Source organism: Neolewinella sp. (assembly GCF_965214665.1).
GTDB lineage: Bacteria > Bacteroidota > Bacteroidia > Chitinophagales > Saprospiraceae > Neolewinella.
Window position 1 is genome coordinate 2,915,818 of sequence record NZ_OZ243970.1, and the last position, 23,308, is coordinate 2,939,125.

21 protein-coding genes are annotated in these 23,308 nt (G+C 61.3%); 5 read left to right on the plus strand and 16 right to left on the minus strand.

Going from position 1 to position 23,308, the window contains the following annotated elements; genetic code table 11:
- Positions 1 to 68 precede the first annotated feature (68 nt).
- A complete protein-coding gene (locus tag ACOOHD_RS12535; RefSeq protein WP_420458222.1) occupies positions 69 to 4,376 on the plus strand; it encodes a glycoside hydrolase family 9 protein in 4,308 nt (1,435 codons plus the stop codon).
- Between the two features lie 84 nt (positions 4,377 to 4,460).
- Here ACOOHD_RS12535 and ACOOHD_RS12540 read toward each other — a convergent pair whose 3' ends face one another.
- Complete coding sequence (locus tag ACOOHD_RS12540; protein WP_420458223.1) at positions 4,461 to 6,254, minus strand: ABC transporter ATP-binding protein; 1,794 nt, start codon at positions 6,252 to 6,254, stop codon at positions 4,461 to 4,463.
- Positions 6,255 to 6,311: 57 nt separating this feature from the next.
- A complete protein-coding gene (locus tag ACOOHD_RS12545; RefSeq protein WP_420458224.1) occupies positions 6,312 to 8,072 on the minus strand; it encodes an aminopeptidase P family protein in 1,761 nt (586 codons plus the stop codon).
- A gap of 206 nt (positions 8,073 to 8,278) precedes the next feature.
- Between ACOOHD_RS12545 and ACOOHD_RS12550 the strand changes: the two genes are divergently transcribed.
- From ACOOHD_RS12550 to ACOOHD_RS12560, 3 genes are all read left to right on the plus strand, one after another.
- Positions 8,279 to 9,487, plus strand: a complete 1,209-nt coding sequence (locus tag ACOOHD_RS12550) for a DUF4272 domain-containing protein (protein ID WP_420458225.1) — start codon at positions 8,279 to 8,281, stop codon at positions 9,485 to 9,487.
- Positions 9,488 to 9,509: 22 nt separating this feature from the next.
- Positions 9,510 to 9,995, plus strand: coding sequence for a hypothetical protein (locus ACOOHD_RS12555; protein WP_420458226.1), 486 nt, complete (start codon positions 9,510 to 9,512; stop codon positions 9,993 to 9,995).
- A 261-nt stretch (positions 9,996 to 10,256) separates the two neighbouring features.
- On the plus strand, positions 10,257 to 11,081 hold the full coding sequence (locus tag ACOOHD_RS12560) for a class I SAM-dependent methyltransferase (RefSeq protein ID WP_420458227.1): 825 nt from the start codon (positions 10,257 to 10,259) through the stop codon (positions 11,079 to 11,081).
- Positions 11,082 to 11,225: 144 nt separating this feature from the next.
- Here ACOOHD_RS12560 and ACOOHD_RS12565 read toward each other — a convergent pair whose 3' ends face one another.
- The 8 genes from ACOOHD_RS12565 to ACOOHD_RS12600 form a co-directional block, all read right to left on the minus strand.
- Entirely contained in the window at positions 11,226 to 12,533 is a 1,308-nt protein-coding gene (locus tag ACOOHD_RS12565) for a polysaccharide biosynthesis C-terminal domain-containing protein (RefSeq protein ID WP_420458228.1), read from the minus strand.
- The gene (locus ACOOHD_RS12570; RefSeq protein ID WP_420458229.1) at positions 12,523 to 13,857 is read right to left on the minus strand and encodes a saccharopine dehydrogenase C-terminal domain-containing protein; all 1,335 of its coding nucleotides are present in this window, start codon (positions 13,855 to 13,857) and stop codon (positions 12,523 to 12,525) included. Before ACOOHD_RS12570 ends, ACOOHD_RS12565 begins: the two co-directional genes overlap by 11 nt.
- 25 nt (positions 13,858 to 13,882) lie before the next feature.
- Positions 13,883 to 14,377, minus strand: coding sequence for a GNAT family N-acetyltransferase (locus ACOOHD_RS12575; protein ID WP_420458230.1), 495 nt, complete (start codon positions 14,375 to 14,377; stop codon positions 13,883 to 13,885).
- Between the two features lie 98 nt (positions 14,378 to 14,475).
- Positions 14,476 to 15,243, minus strand: a complete 768-nt coding sequence (locus ACOOHD_RS12580) for a zinc ribbon domain-containing protein (RefSeq protein ID WP_420458231.1) — start codon at positions 15,241 to 15,243, stop codon at positions 14,476 to 14,478.
- Positions 15,244 to 15,277: 34 nt separating this feature from the next.
- Positions 15,278 to 16,069, minus strand: coding sequence for a Nif3-like dinuclear metal center hexameric protein (locus tag ACOOHD_RS12585; protein ID WP_420458232.1), 792 nt, complete (start codon positions 16,067 to 16,069; stop codon positions 15,278 to 15,280).
- Complete coding sequence (gene rfaE2, locus ACOOHD_RS12590) at positions 16,066 to 16,578, minus strand: D-glycero-beta-D-manno-heptose 1-phosphate adenylyltransferase (protein ID WP_420458233.1); 513 nt, start codon at positions 16,576 to 16,578, stop codon at positions 16,066 to 16,068. The genes ACOOHD_RS12585 and rfaE2 overlap by 4 nt, the downstream gene beginning before the upstream one ends.
- 18 nt (positions 16,579 to 16,596) lie before the next feature.
- Positions 16,597 to 17,070 carry a hypothetical protein gene (locus ACOOHD_RS12595; protein ID WP_420458234.1) on the minus strand — a complete coding sequence of 158 codons (474 nt, stop codon included), beginning with the start codon at positions 17,068 to 17,070 and terminating at the stop codon, positions 16,597 to 16,599.
- Positions 17,060 to 18,001 carry a D-2-hydroxyacid dehydrogenase gene (locus ACOOHD_RS12600; RefSeq protein ID WP_420458235.1) on the minus strand — a complete coding sequence of 314 codons (942 nt, stop codon included), beginning with the start codon at positions 17,999 to 18,001 and terminating at the stop codon, positions 17,060 to 17,062. The genes ACOOHD_RS12595 and ACOOHD_RS12600 overlap by 11 nt, the downstream gene beginning before the upstream one ends.
- A 274-nt stretch (positions 18,002 to 18,275) precedes the next feature.
- On the opposite strand from ACOOHD_RS12600, the gene ACOOHD_RS12605 reads away from it, so the two are divergent.
- Positions 18,276 to 18,851: a CvpA family protein gene (locus ACOOHD_RS12605; RefSeq protein ID WP_420458236.1), complete on the plus strand. Its 576-nt coding sequence runs from the start codon at positions 18,276 to 18,278 to the stop codon at positions 18,849 to 18,851.
- A gap of 63 nt (positions 18,852 to 18,914) precedes the next feature.
- Here the strand turns inward: ACOOHD_RS12605 and holA are convergent, their stop codons facing one another.
- From holA to ACOOHD_RS12635, 6 genes are all read right to left on the minus strand, one after another.
- A complete protein-coding gene (gene holA, locus ACOOHD_RS12610; protein WP_420458237.1) occupies positions 18,915 to 20,015 on the minus strand; it encodes a DNA polymerase III subunit delta in 1,101 nt (366 codons plus the stop codon).
- 41 nt (positions 20,016 to 20,056) lie between these two features.
- Positions 20,057 to 20,512: a hypothetical protein gene (locus tag ACOOHD_RS12615; RefSeq protein WP_420458238.1), complete on the minus strand. Its 456-nt coding sequence runs from the start codon at positions 20,510 to 20,512 to the stop codon at positions 20,057 to 20,059.
- Positions 20,513 to 20,587: 75 nt separating this feature from the next.
- Entirely contained in the window at positions 20,588 to 21,769 is a 1,182-nt protein-coding gene (locus tag ACOOHD_RS12620) for an aspartate aminotransferase family protein (RefSeq protein ID WP_420458239.1), read from the minus strand.
- Positions 21,770 to 21,785: 16 nt separating this feature from the next.
- Entirely contained in the window at positions 21,786 to 22,286 is a 501-nt protein-coding gene (locus ACOOHD_RS12625) for a DUF4252 domain-containing protein (RefSeq protein WP_420458240.1), read from the minus strand.
- Between the two features lie 32 nt (positions 22,287 to 22,318).
- Positions 22,319 to 22,735, minus strand: a complete 417-nt coding sequence (locus tag ACOOHD_RS12630) for a hypothetical protein (protein ID WP_420458241.1) — start codon at positions 22,733 to 22,735, stop codon at positions 22,319 to 22,321.
- Positions 22,732 to 23,232, minus strand: a complete 501-nt coding sequence (locus ACOOHD_RS12635; RefSeq protein WP_420458242.1) for an RNA polymerase sigma factor — start codon at positions 23,230 to 23,232, stop codon at positions 22,732 to 22,734. Before ACOOHD_RS12635 ends, ACOOHD_RS12630 begins: the two co-directional genes overlap by 4 nt.
- Positions 23,233 to 23,308: the final 76 nt, after the last annotated feature.

Consider the following 23,308-nt stretch of genomic DNA (forward strand, 5'->3'; position numbering starts at 1 on the left):
GGGCACACACTCCACAAAAAATTTCTTATCCTGTGAGCCGTCTCTGAACTTCAACTACCCATACGATTATGCATAAACGTCTACTTTACTGCCTTATGGCCCTGCTGGGCTACTGCCTGCCCACCGCGCTAGCCGCCCAGACCACGCCCGCCGAGGCCGAGGTGCTACAGGACCGCAACTTCATCCGCATCGACCAGTTCGGCTACCCCACTACGGGTAGTAAGGTGGCCATCATTGCCCGGGCCCGGGAGGGTTACAATGCCGGAGCTGGTATCGCACTCGACCCCGGCCAGCAGGTCGAGGTCGTGCGCCAGGCCGATCAGTCCGTCGCCTATACCGCCTACGCCCACGCCTGGAACGGCGGAAGCGTCGACGACGTAAGCGGAGACATGGGCTACTGGTTCGATTTCACGAGCCTGCGCGATACCGGTACCTACAAGATCCGCCTCACAAAGAGCGACGGTACCACCACCGAGAGCTATCCCTTCCGCATCGCCGACGATGTATACGCCGACGTGCTGCGCGTAGCCATGGAATTCTTCTACTACCAGCGCGTCAACCAGGAAAAGACGGCCGAGTACGCCAGCGGGGAGCCCTGGACCGACGGGGCCTGGTTCGACCGGCCCTACCAGGAGTACGCCGTTAAGCGACTCGGTAACCCCGACGAGACCCGCTCCATGCCCAAGGGTTGGTTCGACGCCGGTGACCCTAATAAGTACGTTACCTTCGCCGTAGACGCGGTGCATAACCTGCTGACGACCTACGATCAGTACCCCACCTTCTGGGATGACTTCAGCCTCCGTATCCCGGAGTCCGGAGATGAGGTCCCCGACATCCTGGACGAGGTGCGCTGGGAAACCGACTGGCTAGAGAGCATGCAGGATTACGACCCCGCCACCGATGCCGGTAGCGGCGGCTTCTATCAGAAAATGGGCATTCTGGAGGACGTGGCCTACATCAGTCCCCCCAGCACCGACACCCGCGATCGGTACTACAACGGCATCTGCGTCAATTCCACCATTACCGGGGCCGGTATGCTGGCCCACGCCGCCCTGAGCTACCAGAACGCCGGAGTATGGCCCGCTAAAGTAGCCGAACTACGCGAGCGCTCCGAAAAAGCCTGGCAGTACTACGTCGATGCCCCCAATAAGACCGAAACCTGCGACAACGGCGAGATCGAGGCCGGCGACGCCGACGGCGACTTCTCGGTAGAGCACCTGGCCGAAGCTGCTGCCGCTGCTGCCTACCTCTTTGCCCTCACCGGGGACCAGAAATATAGCGACTTCGTCGAAGCCAACTACACCGAAACCCGCCCCTGGAAGGCCGGCGACTGGGGCATCTACCGCGCCGCCCAGGCCGAAGCCATGCTTTTCTACGCGACTCTCGATGACGCCGATGCGGCCACCAAGGCCGCCATCCTAGCCGAAAAGACCAGTGCCGGTAAGAGCGAGGGCGGCAACTACGTCGTAGCCGAATCCGACAATCTCTACCGTGCCCTGCCCGTGTACTTTAACTGGGGCTCGAACAACTTGGTAAGCCGGCAGGCCGGCAATATCATGGACTTTGTGCGTTACGACCTCCGGGAGGACAACCACGCCGCCTACCAGGCCCGTGCGCAGTCCATCATCAACTACCTGCACGGCACCAATCCCTCCGGTATCGTGATGCTCTCCAACATGTACCGGTACGGGGCCGAACTCAGCGCCGATGAGCTCTGGCACTCCTGGTTTGCTCTGGGCACCAAGTACGATAACATCGACGGCGACAACGTAGGCCCCGCGCCGGGTTTCCTCTCCGGCGGCCCCAACCCCCAGGGCGACCCCAGCATGCCCATCAAACTCGGTACCTACAGCTTCGAGGCTACGGCCGGCGAGCAGCCCGACCAGAAGGCCTTTAGCGTAGACAACTACTGGGAGTACGGCCCCTGGGCCTACAACGAGCCGGCCATCTACTACCAGGCCGCCTACGTTAAGGCGCTTACCCACTTCGTGGCCGGTCAACTGCCCGCCCTGGACGCCGATGCCGGTATGGGCTCCGCCAACGACTGCATGGAGGCCGAGGATATTTTCACCGTGGCCAACGAGGCGGGCGAAAACTCCGAAGTGCGCCGCGATGGCAACTCCCCCGGTTCCTCCGGCGGTGCTTCGGTAACCCTCTTCGACGAGGGGGATGCCGCAATGCTCTCCTTCACCATCAGCGAAGCCCGGGACTACGACCTGGCCGTGCGCGTACGGGTCGGTGAGGCTAGCGGCGATACCGATGACGGGCTAGCCGGTCTGTACACCCTACTACTCGACGGCGACACCCTCGATTACCGCTTCGACACAATGTCCATGAGCAGCCTACAGGGCGATACCTACTGGGGCGAGATCGTCCTGACGGCCGTAGCCCTTACCGCAGGCGATCACGAGCTCACTGTGATCGCTAACCGCAACTGGCTGAAGCTCGACCGCCTCTGCTGGCGTGATCCCAACTCCATCCAGGAGCCCGACCGGGAAGAAAATCAGTCCCCCTACTCCGGCACCGCGGCTACCCTACCTGGTACCATCCAGGCCGAGGACTACGACCTCGGCGGCCAGGGCGTAGCTTACAGCGACACCGACGCCAGTAACAATGGCGGGCAGTACCGCCCCGACGAAAGTGTCGACATCGGCGGCAATGATTCCACTGGCTACAGCGTAGGCTGGGTAGAAGAGGGCGAGTACCTTGAGTACACCGTCAACGTCACCCAGGCCGGGGTGTACCAGGTAAGCGGCACTTTAGGCTCTCCCAATGCCGGTGGGCAGGTCGAAGTCAGCTTTGCCACGAATGGGGGCACAACCACCCTAGAAGTACCGGAAGGAGGTACCGGTGGCTTCGGTCAGTTCGATACTGTGCAGGCCGCCGCCCCCATCACCCTAGTGGGGGGCGAACAGATCATGCGTATCACCATCGCCAGCGGCCCGGCCTTCAACATCGACGCGCTGACTTTTGCCTTCGACTCCGCGGCAACCGGCTCGGGCATCGTCAACTACTTCGATGACCTTAGCGAATCGGATACATTATTCAGTGGTGAGCCTGCGGGCATTACTTATGGCGTCGAGGATGGCGTACTGTATATCGCCGGCGACGGTAGCTCGGGGGCCTACCAGTCCTTCGACTACACCCTCCCCGGCGATCAGCTCGCCAACGTAGCCGCTTCCAACAATCGCCTCTACGTAGGAGCCTACACCGCTAGCGGCAACCCGGTCAACCTCCGTATCGACCTGGTCGACGATCAGAATTTCAATACCACCATCGGCAGCGTGACCCGTACTCCCAGCGGTGCGGACAACTTTACCGAGATCATGTACGACTATTCCGGCGTCTACGCGGACGGGGGCTACGGCGGCACCGCCTGCACCACCGATCCCCCCTGCCCAGTAGACGGCAGCCGCATCCGCACCATTCGCTTCTACCCCGAGGCCCCTACGGGCGGCTACAACGATACCGTTTACATCGACTACTTCAGCTTCGGCCGCAGTATTGGTGACGTGGACACGACCGATAGCGGTCCGGCCGGTATGGTTAACTATAACGATCAGTTCGAAGGCGACGGAGGTACCTTCAGCGGCAGCCCCGCCGGCCTTACGTATGGCGTGGAGGATGGTCTGTTCTACATCGAGGGCGATGGTACCGCCGGTGCTTACCAGACCATCGACTACCGCCTAGGAATGAATGGCGAAGACGTACTGGCTGATGTGCTCAATTCAGATAACACGCTATACCTACGGGCGCGCCTCTACCGTTACGAGACTACCGGAGCAAGCAATATCAGTGCAGAGTCCGTAGAACTTCGCGTTGATTTGGTAGACGTAAACCGCTACAACACCACTGCGCAGTCCCGTTCGGTAACCATCACAGATGACTCATTCGCAGTCTACAGCATCGACTACGAAGGCGCTTACTCAGATGCCGGTTACGGCGGTACGGGTTGTGCGGCGGCCGATGCTCCCTGCCCGGTCGACGGACAGCGCATCAGTAACCTACGCTTCTACCCTGACCCCACTACCGGGGGCTTCGACGGGCGCATCGAGATCGACTGGATCAGCTTCGGTGTCGAGCTCTCTACCAGCGTCCGCAATTTCGCCCAGTTGGACGGACTCCACCTCTTCCCGAACCCCGCCAAGGAATCGCTGACCGTCTCCTTCGGACTCCTCAGCGCTAGCACGGTCGAGGTAGAACTGTACGACAGCTTCGGTCGCCTGGTGCGTCAGACCCGTCCCGGCCTGCTCCAGGCCGGTGCCCAGCAACTCCCCCTGACCCAACTGGGCGAACTGCCTACCGGCACCTACTACCTCCGCCTCGTGGTGGACGGTAAGGGTAGCCGGGCGATGCCGGTGGGGCTGCGGCGGTAGTATTCGTTATTGTTCGTTCAAGGCCTGTAGTCCGGTTTCATTGGGCTACAGGCCTTGCTGTGTAAGGGTGCACCCTCCTCAACCCTACTCTCCATCCACCTCCTCCGCCAGCTGCCGCTCCACGATCTCGGAGTAGTAGCCGCCGTTGGCCAGCAACTCTTCGTGGGTGCCGACCTCCGCAACGTGGCCGTCTTCGAGCACGATAATCTTATCGAACTTTAGGTGACCGTAGATGCGGTGGGTGATAATGATGGCCGTCTTGTCCTGTAGTGCTTCATTAAAGTAGCCCAGGATCTGCTGCTCGGTGTTGGTGTCGACGGCGCTAAGGGCATCGTCCAGGATGACGATGTCGGGGCGCTTGATGAGGGCCCGGGCAATGGAGACGCGCTGTTTCTGCCCACCGGATAGCGTCACGCCCCGCTCGCCCACCAGGGTGTCGAAGCCGAGGGTAAGCCCCTCGATGTCCTTGTATACGGCGGCGTACTTAGCAAACTGCTTGATCTCCTCGTCGTCGGGATCGTGGTCAGCCCCGAAGGCAATGTTGGCGCGGATGGTGTCGGAGAACAAGAAGACGTCCTGGGGCACGTAGCCGATGCGGCGGCGCAGGTTGGCCAGGCCCATTCGGGAGACATCCTGCCCGTCGATAAGGATGCGGCCGCTGGTCACGTCGTACATGCGCAGGAGGAGGTCGGCCACGGTGGTCTTACCCGAGCCGGTGCGGCCGATGATGGCGAGTTTTTCGCCGGGCTGGAGGGTGAAGCTGAGTCCGTCAATGGCCCTGATGCCGGTATCGGGATAAACGAAGGTGACGTCGTCAAACACGATCTCCCCCGCAATCGCACCGCGGTAGTCGGGCTGGGGGTCGACGATCGTTGGCTTAGTGTCGAGGAACTCGTTGATGCGCTTCTGGCTGGCGGAGGCCTGCTGCACGATGCTGGCGATCCAACCGATGGCCGTGACGGGCCAGGTGAGCATGTTGACGTAGATAACGAATTCCGCAATGTTACCGGCGCTGATCTCACCGGCTACGACCTGGAGTCCGCCGATGTAAACGGTAAGAATGGTAGCCGCTCCCACCATGAAGATCATGAGAGGAAAAAACCAGGCGTCGACCTTGGCCAGGTCCACGCTCATATCCTTGTACACGTCGCTCTGATCGGCGAAGTAGCGAATCTGCTGCCGCTCGCGCACATAGCTCTTCACCACCCGGATACCCGAGAAGACCTCCTGGGCGATACTCGTAAGCCGCGAGAGCTGCTGCTGAATAAGCGTGGAGCGGGTGTGGATAATATTGCTGACGTAGTAAATACTCACCGCCAGTACCGGAAGCGGGATCAGTGTGTACAGCGTCAGCGTAGGACTCACCGCCAGCATACTCACGATCACGAAGATGATGGTCGATACTAAGTTGGCCATGTACATCACCGCCGGACCCAGGTACATGCGCACCTTATTGACATCCTCGGTGATGCGGTTCATCAGATCACCGGTGTTGTTACGCTTGTAAAACTCCAGGCTCAGGTCCTCGTAGTGCTGAAAGATCACCTCCCGCAGGTCATACTCGATGAGGCGCGACATCACGATGATGGTCTGCCGCGTCAGGTACAGGAAGAAGCCCATGATGAGCGCCAGCAGCAGCACCAGCCCCGCGAAGAGCATCAGCGTATGGCTCAGGATGCTAAAGAATTCCCCCTGCACCGCAAAGCCGTCGTAGACCCCGTAGGCATTCACGTAGTCGATCACCAAGTCGAGCGCCTCGCGGATGACCTGCGGCTGTAGCACCTGAAAGTAGTTGGAAATACAGATGAAGACGATGCCTAACGCCAGGCGCAGCCGGTACTTCCAGAAGAAACGGTTCAGGTATTTGAGGTCACCCACGTGGGCAAGAACGCCTGTGGGTACCCGTAGTTGTAGCTGTAGCCGCAATACTTCGTGCTACAGCTTACCGCACGCCTCCCGCAACCAGGCGAGCTCCTCCCCCGCCACCAGGGGGCCGACCCGGTCGAGTACGGACTGGTGGTACACATCCATCCACTGCACCTGCGGCCCCGCCAACCTCTCCTTTACGATCAGCGCACGGTCGATGGGAAAAAGCGTGAGGGTCTCGAAGTGCAGCCAGCCCTCCTGCTCGCTCGCCCGTACCGCGACCAGGTTCTCGGTGCGGATGCCGTACTCCCCCTCCCGGTAGTAGCCCGGTTCGTTGCTCAGTACCATGCCCGGCTCCAGGGGGTGCTGGGCGGTGGGGGACTTCGGATTGGGACTGATACCGGCCGGCCCCTCGTGCACGTTGAGGAAAAAACCCACGCCGTGGCCGGTGCCGTGGCCGTAGTTAAGGCCCTGCTGCCAGAGGGGACCGCGCGCCAGCACATCAAGCTGCACACCGCTCGTACCGGTCGGGAAACGGGCCATGGCTAGATCGATGTGGCCCTGTAGCACCAACGTGAAGTGCCGCCGCTGCTCGTCGGTCACCGGACCCAGGGCGAAGGTGCGGGTGATGTCGGTGGTGCCGTTCTGGTACTGTCCGCCGCTATCGAGGAGCAGGATGCCCTCGGGACGGATTCGGGCCGCCTTTTCCGGCGTAGCGTGGTAATGGACGATGGCTCCGTTACCACCGTAGCCTACGATGGGGTTGAAGCTTTCGCTGACGTAGTTGGGGTACTCGGCGCGTAGCTCGGCCAGTTTTTCGCCTACCTGGTACTCGGTGATGCCGTCCCGTATAGCCCCGTCGAGCCAGCACCGCAGCCGCAGCAGGGCTACTGCATCGTGGCGCATTACCTCCCGCAGGTGGTCGAGCGCTACGTCGTTTTTGATGGCCTTCCACTTGGCGATGGGATTGGGTACGCCGCAGTCGGCCATACCCCCCGCCGCCGTAGCCAGGTACACCGAGGTGGTAGCCGGGTCGAGGCCGATGTCGGCATCCTTAGCATTGAGGCTACGCAGGTAGTCGGCCACCTCGCGGTAGGGCCGTCGTTGCAGTTCGGGGAGCTTGTCCGCCCAGGTGGCCAGGGCCTCCACCTGCTCGGCAAATACAGCATGATCACCCCGCCGCCCCGCCACCAGGTAGCCTACCATGAGGGGGTTGAAGTCGATGTCGGTGCCCCGCAGGTTGAGCAGCCAGGCCAGCTGGTCGAGGGCGGAGACGAGGTAGTAGTCGAGCTGTTTTTCGCCCATCCAGTCGGTGAGCTGTTGCAGACGGTTCTCCCACTTTTCACCGCTGAAGTCGGCCAGGTGCTCGCTCACCGGCCGGTTCGGCAGGCCGGGGCGGTCCTTCCAGATCAGACCGATGAGGTCGAGGTCGGTACGCAGCTGCAGCTCGGCTTTTTTCAGCTTGCCGCCCAGTCGTTTTGCTGCCTGCGCGCTAAATACGCGGCCATCCACGCCCACGGTCTGTCCCCGCAGCAGGTGCTCGCACAGCCAGTCGGCGTACTCCGGCGTATGCGGCGTCTTGAGTCTCATCAGCTGGATCTCACTACCGGCCAACTCCTCCTCGGCCTGCAGGAAGTAGCGGCTATCTGTCCACAGCCGGGCCTCGTGCAGCGTCACCACGAGGGTGCCCGCCGAGCCGGTAAATCCACTCAGCCACTCCCGGGCGGCCCAGCGCGGGGCGGGGTACTCACTCTGATGGGGGTCGGTACTGGGGATGACGTAGGCGTCGAGCTGGTGCTCTAGGAGCTGGTGGCGGAGGGCGGCTAGCATGGGGATTTACAATTTACCGTTTACAATGTACCATGTACCATTTGCCCGCAGCAAGGTGTGGCAGGTAGTACAGGCGTAACAGGGGGGCGCCCCGATAGCTATCGGGGGCAGGTGCAACGTACGTCGAAAGACCCCAATAGAGGACCTCGAACCTTTACGCAAGCGTGATCGCTTTGCTCAGAGTTGAGCGTCCGTATCTTCCCCTCATGACGCAATTCGCCATCTACAGCCACCAGCTCGGTTTTGACAAGGTAGTACGCATCGTCCAGGAGACGCTCCCCACGGCCCGGATAGAGGTCGACCTGGCAGAGCAGCGACTGATCGGTACCCACAAGGGCGGTCTGTTCGGTAAGACCAGGACTTTCCGCCTCAGCTACCGCCAGCGCAGGACGCCCTCCTACACCCTTGGTGAGATCGACGGTCCCCTAGCCGAAAACCTGAGTGGTATGGTTAATTACGTTCGCTCGATACCGGCACAGAACGAGGCTATTCGAGACCGGCTCATCTATAAAGTCATGGCCACGAACTGCGAGATCGGCTGTGTAGTGGAGCCGAAGCTCGACGATACCTTAGCGCCGGCGGTGCACCGGCTGCTTACGGAGCTGAATGGCTTCATATTTGCCGGGGCCGATCCGTACTTTGGCAGCTCCGACCGGCAGCAATTCCTGGATAAACGCCTGGAACTGATCCTTGATACTGCCGGCAGGAGCGCCGTCGCGGACCTAGACGTCACCGTCGATGCCAAGTACCACGATACCCCGCAGGAGGGTGAGATTACGGAGGAGCAGACGGCCCGCAGAGACCGGACTAATGCGCTGCTGATCGAGCGCGGTATTCAGGTCCCTACGTTCTTACCCTGCCTACCGGCGGTGGCCGATCTACCCTTTCGCCCAGTAGAGGAGGTGATCGACCGCGCCTATGGCCTGCTGGTCACCGCGGCGAAGGGGGAGGGCATCGAGCAGCAGCACCTGGAGCGTGTGGTAGCGGAGAAAAGCATCACTTCCCTAAGCCCCCAGGAAGAAGAAATCTACCGCACGGAGGAGTTGACGCCGCAGCAGCGAGCCTACGCCAGCTGGCGCTACGAAAGCCTGCATGTGCTGCTGTGGGCCCTGGGAACCGTGGACCGTCTACAGTATCCCAGCGATACCTGTGACGTGTGCGATACGGTGCGTGCCCTGCTCAACCCCACCCGCGAAGACTTCACCAACTCCGTACACCTCCGCTCGCCCTACGAGCTCCTCGACGAGCTAGACCAAACCTACCGCATGCACTGGGCCTGCGTAAATGCCCGGCTCCGCAAGGAGGAGGTTGGCGGCGCGCTCGACTGTAGCGTCGTCTACGAGCGCCACTACGCCCTCAACTGGCTCGTCGACCTGGAGGGGGATGGGTGGGATGATGTGCGTACGGATACGTAACTTTAGTCGCTTACCTTTCCCGATGCGCACCTACACCTACAGCCACCGCCGCACGCTACTCATCACTGTCCTGATCATGGTACCCGGGCTGCTGATAGATCTTTACAAGGGTGAGATCAGCGATCCGTACCGCGATTTCCTGATTCCCTTCTTGTTCATCGGTGGGGCAACCTACCTTCTATACTTTCGGCATACGCTTAACCAGTCGCTCAAGCTACAGTCCCGTTCCCTTACGCTAGCCAGGCGACTGGGTAATTCGGTGACGGTCCCCTTCGCCGCGATGCGCCGCATCGCCGTGCGCCGCACGGAGGGGCCCTGGGGTACCGACCATCTGGAGCTGACGGTTTTTGACGAGGAGGACAGTACCACCGTCGATCTGGAGGGGCTAGAGGAGCAGCAGGACCTACTCCGCCAGCTGGAGGCGCGGGGGCAGGAGCACAACTTCGCCATGGTGTACCAGAATGAGGAGGGCGAGATAGTGACCCGTAGGGAGCTTGAGCAGGGGTAGGCTGGTAGGCCGTCCGACGGGGGTAGGCCGTCCGACGGGGGTAAGCCGTCCGACGGGGGTAGGCCGTCCGACGGGGGTAGGCCGTCCGACGGGGGTAGGCCGTCCGACGGGGGTGGGCCGTCCGACGGGGGTAGGCCATCCGACGGGGGTAGGCCATCCGACGGGGGTAGGCCATCCGACGGGGGTAGGCCGTCCAACGGGGGTGGGCCGTGGGCCGTCCAACGGGGGTGGGCCGTCCAACGGGTACCGTAGCTTTACCCCATGTTCGAGTTAGCCACCATTCTGAATGCCGAAGACCCCAAAAGCTACCGGACACCGGAGGGCGTCTACAACCTCCTCGAATCGGCCGCAGACGACACCGCCAATTACGTAGCACACTACCAGCGCGACGCCTTAGCATTCGACTACTTCGCCACCCCCACCGACTCCGCCACCGTACACGAGAGCGAGCGGCTCCACCAGGAGATCCTAAGTCATATCCCCACCTCCGCGCAGGTAGTACTGGACGTAGGTTGCGGCAATGCCTGGGTCGCCCGCGAGCTACTGCCTAAGAAAGAAGCAGTGATTTCCTTCGACATCGCCCTGCGCAACACCACCGAGGCCCTCCGGCGCTACCCCGCCCCGAACCACTTCGCGGTCACCGGCGATGCCTTCGCCCTCCCCTTCCGCGACGGCTCAGTCGATGCGATCGTCTCCTCCGAGGTCATGGAGCATGTGCCGGATGTGCCGCTGTACCTAGAAAACCTCATCCGGGTAGTGAAGCCGGGGGGCACCATCGTTATCTCTACGCCCTACAACGAGACTATTCAGTACTCGCTCTGCATTCACTGCAATCGGCCTACGCCGCTACACGCTCACTTGCATAGTTTTAATGAGCGATTGGTGGAGTCGCTGCTGGCACCTTTTCCGGATATTCGGTACCGGATGGTGACGCTGTCGAATAAGGCGCTGGTGTATCTGCGCACACACGGGTTGTTGCGGCATCTTCCCTTTCGGGTGTGGAAGGGGGTGGATGGGCTTGCTAATCGGGTGGTGAAGAAGCCGGCGCGGTTGGTGGTGGTGATCACAAAGGTCGAGGGCTTGTAGCCCGAGCGTCCGGGGCGTGGAGCCCTGGCAACTGAGCCGTATAGCTGCTTGACCCAACGCTCGTGTTATTCCGGTCGTCGCCAGGGCGGCTCTCGCACTCGGAGAGTGCATTGTACTGCCGCTGCCGGAGGCAGTATTGTACTGTCAGATAGCCCAGTAGGCTACGAAGAGCACAGTGAGATACCCAAAGTACCACCCCAAATCCGCAAACTCCCGCCAGGCGATCCCCGTGCGGTACCGGAGGTATAGGACCAGGCAAGCCTCGTGAAAGTAACTGGCCAGCACCGTGCCCCACACAATCCCCACCAGACCGAAGCGGGGGGCAAGTAGCAGCGACAGCACCACATTCACCACCAACTCCAGTACCCCCCAGAGGTAAATGCGGCGCGTCTCGGTCAGGGCGGTAAGCACGGACATCGCAAAGACCAACCGGCAGCCCACCACCAGCAGGTAGGTGCGGAAGACCGGTAGACTATCGGCAAAGGTGGGCGTGAAAACCCGCGTCCACCAGTAGTCGGCGGTGAGTAGCATCGTGAGGGCCAGGACGAAGACGTAGTGGAAGAGTTTGCGGGACTGACTACGTAGCTCCACCAGCCCCGCCGTACGGTCGCGAGTGATGAGTGGAATAGCTACCACCGTCATGCCGCTAATCAGCGCCGCTAAAAAGGGCAGCTCCCGCACCCCGTAGCGGAAAACGGCAAATACCTCCGGGTCACCCCCATACCAGAAATTAACCAGCCAGGGGTCGGCGGCGGTGACCAGAGCCCCGACGGTGGCGTAGGCTACGAGGGGGCGACTGGCGCGCAGCCAGCCCGCGAGTGTACCGGCAGCTAGTGGAGATGAAGCGGTCGGGGTACTCCGCGCAGGGCGGAGGGTCCAGAGCAACAGCACGATTACCTTTGCACCCGCGAACGCGCCCAGCGTTTGTACCGCCTGGAGCAAAGAATGGCCCAGGTAGAGGGGGAGAAGCAGCGCGGCGAGCAATCCCAGGCTATTGAGCACTGCGTAGCCCACCAGCGCGCGGGCTTGTCCCTGTAGCAGCAGCGCCTGCTCAAAGCAGTAGGAGGGCCAGCGGCTCAGGAGCAAAACGAAAAAGAGGTACCAGCCTACGGGCTCCCGCTCGATCTGGAGTAGCGTAAAGAAGGGCTGGTGCAGTAGCGCAACGAGAAGAAGGAGCCCAGCCGAGATGCCCCCCATGACCTGTACGGCCCGCCGGGCAAACTGCACGGCGGACTGATCCGGGAGCGCCCCCATCTTGACCAGGAAGCCCTGGAGTAGCCCGGTCGTCCAGCCGAAGCCGAGCAGGTAGCCGAGAAAGAGGAGGGTCTCCCACTCGCCAATGAGCTCGCGGGGTACGCCCAGCCGCGGTAGGGCCAGCGCGATGAGGATGTACGCTCCCTGGCGGGCCGCCTGATTAAACTGCCCGGCCCGGACCAGGGCGCTAGCAGTCAACCGTATGGTGGGTAAATTGCATACCGTACCGCTCCATCTCCTCCAGTACCGGCTCGTACACCTCGCGCATGGTGGGGATGTGCACGCCGGTGGCCTGAATCTTGCCCTCGCTCATCAGCCGTACGAAGATGCCCAGGGGCAGGCCCACCAGGCGGGCCATGGCGGTGTCGCGGCTGTTCTCTCCCTTCATGACTAGGTTGGAGACGTCGCGCTTCGCCTTGCCATTGAGCGTATAGTCGATCTGGTGCTGCATCACGATGAGGTCCTTATCGTCGGGCTGTAATTTCCACTTATCGAGCAGGAGGTTTTCGAGGATGAGGGCGGGGGTGGCCCCCTTCAGTCTGATGCGTTTTTTACGGAATAGCCCGAGCCACACTAGGCGCTTCATCACTTCACCCTGGGGGTCAAGGCCGAGCATACCGGCGATGCGGTCCTTCACCGAGCCGTTGCCGCTGGGGGCCAGGGCCTCCATGAGCTCGTGGTAGGTCAGGGAGTTGCTGTCGAGGATGGGGAAGTCGCCGTCGGTCATGCCGATGTGGATCAGGGCGTTCCAGGCGGCACAGTAGCCGGGGTAGCGCAGGGTGCCGCGCAGGATGGTGGGGATGCCCGTGAGGCCGTACTGCTTGCGGTACAGCAGACTATCGCGGTTGGCGTAGGCCTCGAAAGTACCGATGCCGTCGATGGTCACGTCCCAGGTACTAGAAAAGACCCGGTAGTAGGGCAGGTATTTGAGCTTGTTTTCGTCGAGGTACTGGGCGGTACCCTGCCCGGCTAGCACCACATTGCGGGGGTTCCAGGTGAATTTATAGCCCCAGGGATTATCGTTGCTTTCGGGGCTGATGAGCCCGCCGGTAAAACTTCTAAAGGCCGTCACCTTTCCTCCCTGCTCGCGGATGGCGTTGATACGCTGCATGGCCGACATGTGGTCGATACCGGGGTCGAGGCCCATCTCGCCCATGAACATAAGCTCGCGGTCGCGGGCTTCGTCGCCCAGGCGGTACAACTCCTGACTCACGTAGCTGGCCGTGACAAGGTGCTTTTTGAGGCGGATACAGTCCTGCGCCACCTCGATGTGTAGGTGGGCGGGCAGCAGAGAGACAACAATATCAGAGCGGCTGATGAGCTCGCGGCGGTCGTTGGTCTTGGTGACGTCGAGCCAGGCGGTGGTACCCCGGGGGTGGCCATTGACCTTGGCGGCGGCGGCGGCGGGGTCGGCATCGGCTACGGTGACGTTCCAACCCAGGCGCTCGCTATTGTCCAGGCAGTAGTTAATGAGTGCGGTGGAGGAGCGACCGGCACCGATGATAAGAATACGGGAGGGCATGGGGGCTAAAGTACGGCAGCAGCGCTTACTTGCTAGCGATGGGTGCGGCCAGTTTTTTGAGGGCCTCTCCGGTCACCCGCTGCACCGTCCACTCGTCCATGGGCTCGGCCCCGATAGACCGGTAGAACTCGATGGCCGGGGTGTTCCAGTCCAGCACGCTCCACTCGAAGCGACCGTAGCCGCGCTCCACGGCGGTGTGGGCCAGGTACTGTAGCAGTTTTTTGCCTATGCCCTTACCCCGTAGCTCCGGCAGCACGAAAAGGTCTTCGAGGTAGATGCCGGGTTTAGCCAGGAAGGTGGAGTAGTTGCGAAAGTAGAGGGCGAAGCCAGCGGGGGTGCCGTCCCATTCGGCTAGGACGACCTCAGCGCTAGGGTCAGGGCCGAAGAGGGTGCGCTGGAGGTCGGCTTCGGTGGCGGTGACCTCATGGCTGAGCCGCTCGTAGTCGGCTAGTTGCCGGATGAAGTGGAGGATGGTGGGGGTGTCGGCTGGGGTCGCCTTGCGTAGGTTGAGGGAGTTCACCACAGAATTACACAGAGGGCTTCACCGAGGTTTCACGGAGTATGATTCTGTGAAACCTCGGTGAAGCCCTCCGAGTACTCCGTGGTGCATCTGCCGTACTAAGCTTCCACCGTATTCTCCTCCAGAATAGTATCATCCACCAGCACCCGGCTACAGTGCTCGCAGGCCATCAGGCGCTTGCGCTGGCTGATCTCCAGTTGCTGCTGGGGCGGGATGGCGTTAAAGCAGCCGCCGCAGGCATTACGTTCTACGGTCACTACGGCCAGGCCGTTGCGGTAGTTAGCGCGGGTCTTGTCGTAGGCGCGCAGCAGGCGGTCTTCGATGAGCTTGCGCTGCTTGTCGGAGGCGCGGCGGAGCTTCTTCTCTTCCTTTTCCGTTTTGGCGATGATGCTCTTGAGCTCTTCCTGCTTTACTTCGAGCAGTTTGAGCTTGGCGTCGCGGCGCTCCTTGGTGGCGTCGAGGGTAGCCTGGCGGCCCTCGAGGTCCTCCCCGGCGGTCTTGGCTTTTTTCTGGCTGAGCTGGATCTCGAGGCGTTGCATCTCGGTTTCCTTCATCAGAGCTTCGTACTCGCGGTTGTTCTTCACGTTGTTCATCTGCTCTTCGTAGCGGCTGATGAGCATGTTCGACTCGTTGACGTTGGCGTCGTGGCGGCTGATCTCGTCCCGTAGCTCGGAAACTACGCCCTCGGTGCGGTTGATGCGGGTCTCGAGGCCGGCGATTTCGTCCTCCAGGTCACTGACCTCCATGGGCAGCTCACCCTTGAGGATTTCGATCTCGTCGATCTGAGAGTCAATGAGTTGCAGGCGATAGAGCTCGCGCATTTTTTCTTCGACCGTGAGTTCGGTGGGGGGGGTAGCAGCTGCCATTCGGGGGGATATTATCGGTTAGCGGACGTCCTGGTTAGCCGACGAAGTAGTGGACCGGATTAGTGATCAGCTCCGTGGAAAGGACCGCAAAGGTAGTGAACTTAGTAGATAACACCTCCGCAAGTAGTTGAGTTGTAAACTGTTCCGATTCGTAGTGGCCGATGTCGCAGATCACGATCTGCCCATCGGCGTCGAAAAACTCGTGGTACTTGTAATCGGCCGTGACGAAGACCTGCGCGCCGGCCCGTTTGGCATCTTCGAGTAAGAAGCCACCGGCTCCACCCGCTACGGCCACCGTAGTCACCTCCTTGTTGAGTAGTGTGGTATGCCGCACCACCTCGGCCTGCATCCGCTCGCGTAGCATGGACAGAAAGGCCGTCTCCGACATGGGTTCTGGTAGCTCCCCCACCATGCCGGAACCCACCGTCCCCGCTTCATTCTTCGCTCGCAGTAGCCGCAGGTTCTCCAGTTCGAGCTGCTGGGCGATGCGCTCGTTCACTCCCCGGTCGCGTACGTTGTCCAGGTTGGTATGGATGGCGTAGATGGCCACCCCCAGCTGGATGGCCCGGATCACCGTGCGTTCTACATAATTCGCCCCATTGAGGCGCTTCAACCCGCGAAAGACGATCGGATGGTGCGCCACCACGAGGTTGCACCCGCGCGCCGCCGCCTCCTCTACGATGGCTTCCGTGCAGTCCAGACTGGTGAGCACACCCGTCACCTCAGTAGCAGGATCGCCCACAATAAGCCCCGCATTATCGTAAGACTCCTGTAGTTCGGATGGAGCGATGGTCTCCAAATAGCCGGTCACGTCCCGAATCTTCAAACCTTAACTCCTTTACCCCCTAGCCCCTTAACTCCCTCCAAAATCCCCGTAGTAGAGTACCCCTCCACAAACGGCAGCACCTCCACCCTACCCCCCCAACTCCTTACCTCCGGAGCCCCCACGATGGTTGCCTCGGTATAGTCGCCCCCCTTTACCAGCACATCCGGGCGTAGGGCCTCGATGAGCGCCAGGGGCGTATCCTCGTCGAAGGCAATCACCCCATCCACAAAAAAGAGGCTAGCCAGCAACTGCATCCGCGCCTCCACCGGCATGATCGGCCGACTTTCCCCCTTCAGCCGCTTCACGCTGGCGTCGGTATTAACCCCTACGATAAGGCGCTTCCCGAGCCCGGCGGCCTGGGCCAGGTAGGTGAGGTGCCCCGGATGCACGAGGTCGAACACCCCGTTAGTAAACACGGTAGGCTGACTCACCACCCGCCACCCGCAGCGGCGGCGGCTCAGCTCGGTCAGCGAGAGCAGTTTGTCGTGGACGAGTTCGAGTGGTGTCATTGCGCCGCGAAGTTAAGGCTACCGCCGCCCCCGCGCCCGGTAGCGCACCCACGCGTTGTAAATAAGCCGAAACGGCATCACCGCCGAGGCCACCACCGCCCACACCCCGAAGAAGCGGTACTCGGCGTGCATGTACTTGTCCATCGTGATACCCGTCTCCGCCTCCAGCCCCCGAATGAGTGCGTCCGGGCCCCGCTCGTCGAAGTAGATGATAAACGCATTAAAGGCCTGCACCATGTAGAAAATCAGGGGCACGAGCGCCAGGGCCAGCAGCGCCCCCACTACCAGCCGGTCGCGCAGCCAGCTTACTTCCAGCAGGAACAGGTAGCGCGTAACGGTCACGGCTACCACCACGTACACGAAGTTGGGTACGAAGAAGGGGAAGTTCGGCACCGTGGAGTAGAGCGGCAGCAGCACCAGCCCGGCTAGCACCAGGGTGAAGGCCCACCAGGTGAGCTCGAATACGGCCGCGGTAGTCTGCTTAGCCGGCAAAGTGATCGCGGATGTGCTCGAAGAGCTCTACGCCAATGTTGTCCTGCGCCTCCTCGGTGGCCGCGCCGATGTGGGGCGATACGCTCACCCGGGAGTGATCCAGCAGATCGCGGCGGGGGCTAGGCTCGTCGACGAAGACGTCCAGGGCGGCCCCGGCGATCTTGCCACTGTTCAGTCCCTCCAGCAGGGCATCCTCGTTAATGACACCGCCGCGGCTGGTGTTGGCGATGATGACGCCGTCCTTCATCTTAGCGATCTCGTCGGCTCCGATCAGGTCGCCCCCGGGCACGTGGATGGTGATGTAGTCGGCCTGTCCGAGCGCCTCCTCTAGGGGCACCGTCTCAAGGGTGAAGCTCATGGTCTTGCCGTCATAAAAGTCCAACTGCACCGTATCCTGCTCCTTGTAGGTATCCACGGGGATGACCTTCATGCCCAGTCCCAGTCCGATGCGGGCCGCCGCGATACCGATACGTCCAAAGCCAATGATCACCAGGGTACGTCCCCGCAGTTGCCGGCCCTCGGCATAGGCTTTCTTCAGCTTGTTGAAGTCGCCGCCCGCTTTGGTCAGCTCCCGGTTCGAGCGGTGCAGGAAGCGGCTCAGGGAGAAGAAGTGTCCGAACACCAGCTCCGCCACCGCCTGGCTCGAAGCCGCCGGCGTATTGTAGGTCGGGATGCCCTTACTCTTGGCGTACTCGTGGTCGATATTATCGATGCCCACGCCCCCGCGCAGGATGGCCTTCAAATTAGGAGTAGCGTCGATGAGTTCCTTCCGCACCTCGGTGGCGCTGCGCACGATGATGGCGTCGTAGTCATTCAGCTTGGTCATCAACTGATCCTGGGGAATCTTTTCAGTCACGACTTCGAAGCCGGCGTCTTCCAGGAGTTGTTTGCCGTTGTCGGCAATGCCATCGTTAGCGAGGATGCGGATCATTTTCAAGGAATTAGGGGGTCAAGGAGTTAGGGGGTTAAGGAATAAAGGGGTTAAGGGGGCGTTGGAGGCGGGGTAGGTGTTGCAGGGGGGGCGGGGCCGCGGGTGCAAGGTTTGTAGAAAGGCGGCAAAGGTAGGTCAGCCCGTCGTAGCTTGCGTACCTTAACCAATAGAGTCCCGGTACGTTTACTACCCTATCATCTTTACCCCTTAACTCCTTTACCCCCTTACCCCTTAACTCCTTTAACCCCCTTAACTCCCTAACTCCTTCCCCCCCATGGTCATAGACATCGTCTGCCTCATCTTCCTGGCCTACGGCTTCTGGGTCGGCTACAGCCGGGGTATCATCTCTACGGTGCTGAGTCTGGTGAGCTACCTCTTCGGAGTGCTGGCGGCGATGAAGTTCGGGCCCATCGCGGCGGAGATGATCTTCGAGGCCTTCCCGGCGGTGACCAGCGCGGGGGCCTTCGTACTGGGGGTGGTGCTACTGTTCTTCCTTACGCTGATTCTCTTCCGCATCCTGGCCCGTGGGCTTACCGGCTTCATGGAGCGCGTCAACATCAACTTCATCAATCAGGTGCTAGGCGGCATTCTATCGGGGCTCTTTTTCACCTTCATTTTCTCCGGGCTTGTATACTTTGGCGACCGCAGCAAGATCATCACCGATGAGGTCAAGGCGGACAGCATCACTTATCCCGTGCTGATCCAGCTACCGGATATCGTCATAGAGCACGGTAAGGCGCTGTTCCCCATCTTCTACGACTTCTACGAGCAGGCGGTGGAGGCGATGGACCGGCTACGGGACGGGGTGGACCGGCGGGAGAATGATAGCATCTTCGATCTGGAGGAGTAGTGTGAAGTACAATGCTGCCTCCGGCAGCGGCAGAAAAAGGCAGCCTCCGGCTGCGCTGGCATACTACTTTAGCGCGGCCGGAGGGCTTACACCAGGGGTCCCACCCCCTGCTGACGCTGTACTACTGCTGCCAGAGGCAGCATTGTACTGTGGGTGCATCAGCTTCCACACCAGCTCCTTCAGCAACTCATGCTCCTCCCGCCCCGCTAGGTTGCTCCCCACCCCCTTGCTCTTCAGGTCGTACTCCCGCAGTAGGGCAAAGACCTCGTGCATGCCGGGCTCACTGTAATTACGTGCCGTTTGCTCATAGTCCTGCAGGAAGAAGTCGAAGCGCAGACCGAGCGCCTTCATAATCGCCTGCCGGCTCTCCCGTTTACGGTGCAGTTCCTTGAGCAGGAAGACCTTGCTGAAGTAGTTGTACAGACTGCCCGTGACCATCGGTAGCGGTGCGGCCTTCGGATTGGCGCGGAAGTAGTTGAGAATACGCGTGGCCTTGACCACGTCGCGGTGGCCGATGGCGCGCTGAAGCTCGAAGACGTTGTAGTCCTTGCTCACGCCGACCTGCTCCTCCACGATCTCCGTAGTGACCTCGGTGCCGGGGGCGAGGTTGAGCAGTAGCTTATCGAGCTCGTTAGTGATCTTGCCCAGGCTCGTACCCAGAAATTCTGCCAGCAGGTTAGCGGCCTCGGGGCGGATGGTGTACTTGCGGTCGCGTAGGTAGTTGGTGATCCAGCCGGGCACCTTGTTGTCGTATAGCCCCTTGGCCTCGAAGACGACGCCGTTTTTTTTGATTGCCTTGGTCAGCGTCAGGTTACCGTTCAGCTTCTTGTGCTTATGGCTGATGACGAGTACCGTGGTTGGGGCGGGCTTTTCGGCGTAGGTGGCCAGGTCATTGAGTCCCCGCATATCCTGAGCCTCGCGCAGTAGGATCAGCTGCCGTTCGGCCATCATGGGAAAGCGGCGGGCGGCGTCTACGACCTGTAGGTGATCGGTGTCCTTGCCGTACAGGATGGTCTGGTTGAAGGCCCGCTCGTGCTCCGCCAGGGCATGACGCTCGATGGCCTCCTCCAGCTGATCGATGAAGTAGGTTTCTTCGCCGTGGAGGAGGTAGAGGGGGGCGAAGTCTTTTGCTTTGATCGACTTGAGGAGGGGGTCGAAGTCCATGCGGCGAAGGTACGGTTTGGTGGCACCTGCGGCCGCGGCAGCTAGTTCCGCTCCAGCTCCATCTGCCAGCGCTGGGCGCCATTATTGGTCTGGACATCGCCGTCTAGCTCGAACTTGTCGTTGCCGTCGAAGTCGACATCGTAGGTGTCGCCGTCGATGGTGATCTCCTCCCCATCTTCCGAGATCCGATAGGATAGATCGATACGCTGATCCTGGGTGCTCGGATCCGTGAAATCAATATCCCATTCCACCTCTCCATCGTCAAATTCGTCCTTCTCGAACTCCATGATGAACTCACTCACCCCTGCTGGAATAACCTCCTGCCCATTAAGGCGCCAGGAAGTAACCTCCCACTCCCCCTGTAGCCGGTCATTCACCCGCTCACTTTCGGGCCCATCGTCATCATCATCCCCCCCAAACAGCTTCCCGATGCAGGAAGAGGAGGTGAGCAGTACGGTGATGAGCAGCAGGAAAGAAAAACGGTGCAACGTCTTCATAAGACCCGGTAGTTGTGTGGTTCAAAGCGTGTAGGTGCACCAAATGTAGGCTACGCAGGCGAACTTCCAGCAAAATTATTCGTCCCCTAGCGCCGCCAAAATCACCCCACAAGCCCACTCAATCTCCTCCACCGTGATCGTCAACGGGGGCGCGATGCGCAGACTCCGCTCGTTCCAGAGGAACCAGTCGGTGATCAAGCCCCGCTCCAGGCAGCCGGCGATCGCGCGGCGCACCTCGTCAAAGTCGGCCAGCTCCACGGCCATCCAAAGGCCGGCGGAGCGCAGGTGCAAAATCTTGGGGTGACGGAGCAAGCGGTGAAACAGGGCCTCTTTCTCCGGCACGGCGGCCAGTAGCTCGGGGCGGTCGAGTAGCGTCTGCAGTACCGCCAGCCCCGCCGCACAGCTCACGGGGTGCCCCCCGAACGTAGTGATGTGACCGAGCACCGGATTGTTAGTCAGCGTCTCCATCAGCTCGCGCCGGGCTACGAAGGCCCCCAGCGGCATCCCGCCACCGAAGCCTTTTGCTAGCAGCAGCACGTCCGGCACCACCCCGTACTGCTCGAAGGCAAAGAGCGTGCCGGTGCGCCCCATACCGGCCTGGATCTCGTCCAGGATCAGCAGCGTTCCGGTTTCGTTGCACCTGCGTCGCACCGCCCGGATCCACTCCACGCGCGGTTTGCGGATGCCCCACTCGGCCTGCACGGTTTCGAGGATGACGGCGGCCGTCCGCTCCGTGATGCGCTCCAGACAGGCATCGCAGTTAAAGTCCAGGTGACTGATGCCCGGTAGCAGGGGGTGAAACGGACGCGTAAAATCCTTCGGCCACATCAGGCTAGCCGCCCCCTGGGTGCTGCCGTGGTAGGCGTGAGTGGCGGCGATGATCTCGGTGCGGCCGGTGACCCGCTTAGCCAGCTTCATGGCCCCCTCAGTGGCCTCCGCGCCGGAGTTGGTGAAGTAGACGTTGTCGAGCTGCTTCGGGAGTTGACTGCACAGCAGCGTGGCCAGCTCCACCTGCGGCCCCAGCACAAATTCGCCATAAACGAGGGTATGCATATAGGCGCCGGCCTGCCGTTGTACCGCCTCCACCACGGCCGGGTGGTTGTGGCCCAGGGCGCTTACGCCGATGCCGGCGATGAGGTCGAGGTACCGTTTGCCGCAACTGTCGATCAGGTACACCCCCTCGCCGCCGGCGATCTCCAGGCCCATGGGGGCGGGGCTGGTCTGGGCGATGTGCTTGAGGAAGTTGGCGCGGCGCATGGCCGGCAAAGGTACGCTACTCCAGGGCCTGCCGCAGCTCCCCGAGCCGCTCCAGGTCGATGTTGCCGACGAAGCTGACGAGGGTAAAATTCTTCTCGGCACCCACCAGCAGGAGCAATTCCCGGGCCGGGGCGCCCTTAGGTTGTACGAAGGCCTCGACCTTATTCCCCTCCTTCGTGCGCAGGCGAAACAGCAGTTCGTAGGCACGGGTATCGATGCGCTTGCGGGCGTCTTCGTAAAACACCAGCGGCGTCTCGTCGGTACTCAGCACCCGCAGCCCCCGCAGTTCGCGCACCGTTTGTAGTAGGGCGGCGGTCTTTTCATCATCCAGCTCATTGATCTCCAGGTCACCGTCGTCAAAAAACTCCATCATCTTCCCACTCACGTACACCACGGTAAACCGCTCATCGTCAACGTACTCGCTGAAGTAGTTGGAAATCGCATCCAGCGGCACCTCATTTTGCGCGGCCGCAGGTGCAACCAGGAATAGGAAAAGCAAGACGGATAGATATTTCATGGTATTGGTAGTTATGGTGTTATTGATCTGGGTTAGTAGTCGGTCAGCTCTCCCGTCAGGGTAAGGGCAGCACGGAGGGTGCGGGCGGCCTCGGCCCGGTCGGTGATCTCATAGCGGCTCCAGTCTACCGGCTGCCGCTCGGCGACCGGGAAGTTGGTCAGGTTGGGCTGCTGCCACAGGTAGGTGCCGCGAACGGCGAGCAGGAGCAGCAGGGCGGCGGCTACGGCCAGCAGAGTCCGCTGCCAGTTGAGTCGGCGGGTGACCTTTCGGGGCGGGGCACTTACTTGCCGCTCCCGGTCCCAGTAGGCAAACAGGGGGGCGTAGGAGGCCAATTCCGGTGGCACGTCGGCAGTATCCCGGAAGTAGGTCTGTAAGTCGCGCTCCTCGGCTAGGGTAGAGTTTCCGGCGAAGTAGCGTTCGAGCAGGGCGGTGGCGCGGGCGTGGTTCATTCTAGTATATTTTCTTGGAGCAGCAGTTGACGCAGTTTACTGCGGCCGCGGTGGAGGTAGACTTTGACCTGGGCGACGGTCAGTCCGGTGGTGGTAGCGATCTCCCGATAGGTGAGCCCCTCCACCTCCCGCAGTTGCAGCACGCTGCGCTGATCGGTCGGTAGCTGCTGCATTAACCGGTGGATATGGCCGAGGGTATCGGCGCTTTCCACCAGCCGGTGGGGCGTCAGGTCGGACTGGTCGCTGAGGGCGGCCGCCCGCTCGTTCGTAGTTCTCACCTTCCGCGACCGTAGCCGGTCGATGGCCCGGTTGTGCGTCATCTTCAGCAGCCAGGCAGGCGGATTATCGAGGGCCTCGATCTCCTGCCGGCGCTGCCAGCCGCTGATGAGTACTTCCTGCACCACGTCTTCTGCCTCTCCGCCGTCGCCAGTCATGCGCAGTGCCAGCCGGTAGAGGCGGTCGCGGACGGTAGTGGCAATGGCGGTGAAGTGCGGCACGTGGGGCGTTTGGTGGTTACACGGGCCTGGGCGGGGGGATGTTACAGGGAGGGGGGAGATTTACTATTTACAATGT

What these genes read in the sequence shown, in the direction of transcription:
- holA (WP_420458237.1), bottom strand. Translation starts at nt 20,015, where the DNA reads ATGGACTTCGACCCCCTCCTCAAGTCGATCAAAGCAAAAGACTTCGCC.
- ACOOHD_RS12535 (WP_420458222.1), top strand. Translation starts at nt 69, where the DNA reads ATGCATAAACGTCTACTTTACTGCCTTATGGCCCTGCTGGGCTACTGC.
- ACOOHD_RS12625 (WP_420458240.1), bottom strand. Translation starts at nt 22,286, where the DNA reads ATGAAATATCTATCCGTCTTGCTTTTCCTATTCCTGGTTGCACCTGCG.
- ACOOHD_RS12550 (WP_420458225.1), top strand. Translation starts at nt 8,279, where the DNA reads ATGACGCAATTCGCCATCTACAGCCACCAGCTCGGTTTTGACAAGGTA.
- ACOOHD_RS12570 (WP_420458229.1), bottom strand. Translation starts at nt 13,857, where the DNA reads ATGCCCTCCCGTATTCTTATCATCGGTGCCGGTCGCTCCTCCACCGCA.
- ACOOHD_RS12560 (WP_420458227.1), top strand. Translation starts at nt 10,257, where the DNA reads ATGTTCGAGTTAGCCACCATTCTGAATGCCGAAGACCCCAAAAGCTAC.
- ACOOHD_RS12605 (WP_420458236.1), top strand. Translation starts at nt 18,276, where the DNA reads ATGGTCATAGACATCGTCTGCCTCATCTTCCTGGCCTACGGCTTCTGG.
- ACOOHD_RS12580 (WP_420458231.1), bottom strand. Translation starts at nt 15,243, where the DNA reads ATGGCAGCTGCTACCCCCCCCACCGAACTCACGGTCGAAGAAAAAATG.
- ACOOHD_RS12620 (WP_420458239.1), bottom strand. Translation starts at nt 21,769, where the DNA reads ATGCGCCGCGCCAACTTCCTCAAGCACATCGCCCAGACCAGCCCCGCC.
- ACOOHD_RS12615 (WP_420458238.1), bottom strand. Translation starts at nt 20,512, where the DNA reads ATGAAGACGTTGCACCGTTTTTCTTTCCTGCTGCTCATCACCGTACTG.
- rfaE2 (WP_420458233.1), bottom strand. Translation starts at nt 16,578, where the DNA reads ATGACACCACTCGAACTCGTCCACGACAAACTGCTCTCGCTGACCGAG.
- ACOOHD_RS12545 (WP_420458224.1), bottom strand. Translation starts at nt 8,072, where the DNA reads ATGCTAGCCGCCCTCCGCCACCAGCTCCTAGAGCACCAGCTCGACGCC.
- ACOOHD_RS12555 (WP_420458226.1), top strand. Translation starts at nt 9,510, where the DNA reads ATGCGCACCTACACCTACAGCCACCGCCGCACGCTACTCATCACTGTC.
- ACOOHD_RS12630 (WP_420458241.1), bottom strand. Translation starts at nt 22,735, where the DNA reads ATGAACCACGCCCGCGCCACCGCCCTGCTCGAACGCTACTTCGCCGGA.
- ACOOHD_RS12600 (WP_420458235.1), bottom strand. Translation starts at nt 18,001, where the DNA reads ATGATCCGCATCCTCGCTAACGATGGCATTGCCGACAACGGCAAACAA.